Below are 1,990 nucleotides of genomic sequence, written 5' to 3'. Positions count from 1 at the left end.
CGAGATAGATGGTGACGGGCAGGAAGGCGCGGTCGGCTTCCTCGAAGATTTCGCGGAGCACGGCTGTTCCAATGCCGGAACGGCAATTGCGCGAGATCGGAATCGCGATACGTAAGCAAGAGCTTCGGTCGTGAAATATTTGCGGGGGACTTAGCTGTTAGGAGTTAGAAGTCAGCTTGGCGGCCGGCTGAGGCCGGATTGAATAGGGAGTGACTGAGGGCGTTAGCGGCGGTATCGTGCAAGAGAGCGCGGCTGCAGCTAAGGCCCTTTTTTCATTCGTGCGTATGCCGCTGAGTCAGCATGGCTCCAGGAAGGCGATTAAACATTGGCGAGGCCCTCGCGGCACTCCCCTAGGCTAGATTCCCAACAACGGCCGACCTGGGCAGCCGCGCTCGGGAGGAGGAAGGATGACGAGTCACCAACAGACCCGGGGAGGGATTCGTAGAGGCGCAATCGAAGGATTGCCGGTAGTGCGGCGGAATGTGGCGGGGGTGGACCTGGGAAGCGAACGGCACTGGGTATGCGCGCCGGCGATAGATGGGAACGGCCGTGAAGTGGCCGATTTCGGAGCGACGACGGCGGAGTTGATCCGGATGACGGAGTGGCTGCGGGAGCGGCAGGTGGCGTCTGTGGCAATGGAGAGCACGGGGATCTACTGGATCGCTCCGTTCGAGATCCTGGAGGGTCGCGGGCTGGAGATGCTGCTGGTGGACACACGGCAACTGGCGCGCGTGCCGGGGCGGGACAAGAAGACGGACCCGACGGACTGTGAGTGGATACAACGGTTGCATAGTTGTGGATTGCTGCGCGGATCGTACCGGCCGAGCGGAGAAATCTGCATGCTGCGTACGCTGATCCGGGACAAGGCGAACCTGGTAGCTGAGCGCGGGGACTGGGTGCGCCGGATGCAGAAGAGCCTGGATCAGATGAACGTGCGGGTGCACCGAGCGGTGTCGGACCTGGATGGGGTTACCGGGATGGCAATCGTACGGGCGATCGTGGCGGGCGAGAGGAACGCAGGTAAGCTGGCGCAACTGCGCGACCGGCGCTGTCGCAAGACAGAGGAAGAGATCGCCGCGCAGTTAAGCGGTCACTGGCGGGAAGACCACCTGTTCAGTTTGCGGCAGGGGCTGAAAATGTACGAGGCCATCGAGGAGCAGATTGGCGAATATGATCGGGAGATCCTGCGGCGGTTGGATGAGATGCAGCGGGAGGAGTTGCGGAATCAGGGTCCGCCGGCAGTGAGGAACGCACAGAAAGCGAAATCGATTCGGAAGCGCGGGGAAGAGTCGATGCGGGAGGCGCTGTTTCGGATGAGCGGAGCGGATCTGACGTCGATTGATTTGCTGGGGGTGGAAACGGTGCAGGTGGTGCTCAGCGAATACGGGGCGGATCTGAGCCGGTTTCCGACTGAGAAACAGTTCGTGCAGCACATTCGGCTGGCGCCGTACACGCCTTCGACAGGGGGCAAGGTGATGAAGAAGAAAAGGCCGAACACAGCGAGCACGCGGGTTGCGCGAGCATTCCAGATGGCGGCGTTATCGGCCCGGCACAGCGAGACTGCCCTGGGAGCGTACTACCGCATGATGGCGCGCCGGAAGGATGGCGGCATCGCTGTGTTTGCGACCGCCCGACGGTTAGCCACGCTGGTTTACCGCCTCCTCCGCTGGGGACAAGAATATGTCGACGAAGGCGCCGCGGCAGTCGAGAAACGGCACGCGCATGTTTGCGTGTCTTCCTTGAAAGCCAAAGCAAAAGAACTCGGTTACCACTTGGTCCCCAGCAGCGCACCGCTAACGGCAGCGGAAAGAGTCACAGGCTAGAATGTGGGCGCGGGTTGTTTCGGGCCGTGCGTTCGCGCGCTTCGCGCCCGATCTCGACGGGCATTTGACCGCTCAAACTTTAAATTTTGCCTCGTCGGAGAAATCTGTGGGTCACCGATACGCTCCAATGGGGCGCCGGAAGCTCGGCTCGCGCAGCCCGCGAACCC

1 protein-coding gene is annotated in these 1,990 nt (G+C 61.8%); it reads left to right on the top strand.

Annotated elements, in window-relative coordinates; genetic code table 11:
• Positions 1–407 precede the first annotated feature (407 nt).
• A complete protein-coding gene (locus VGL22_RS19365) occupies positions 408–1,823 on the top strand; it encodes an IS110 family RNA-guided transposase (protein WP_465268602.1) in 1,416 nt (471 codons plus the stop codon).
• Positions 1,824–1,990 lie beyond the last annotated feature (167 nt).

Source organism: Occallatibacter sp., from assembly GCF_036502485.1.
Classification (GTDB): domain Bacteria; phylum Acidobacteriota; class Terriglobia; order Terriglobales; family Acidobacteriaceae; genus Telmatobacter.
This window is presented reverse-complemented; position numbering and strand designations above follow the sequence as displayed.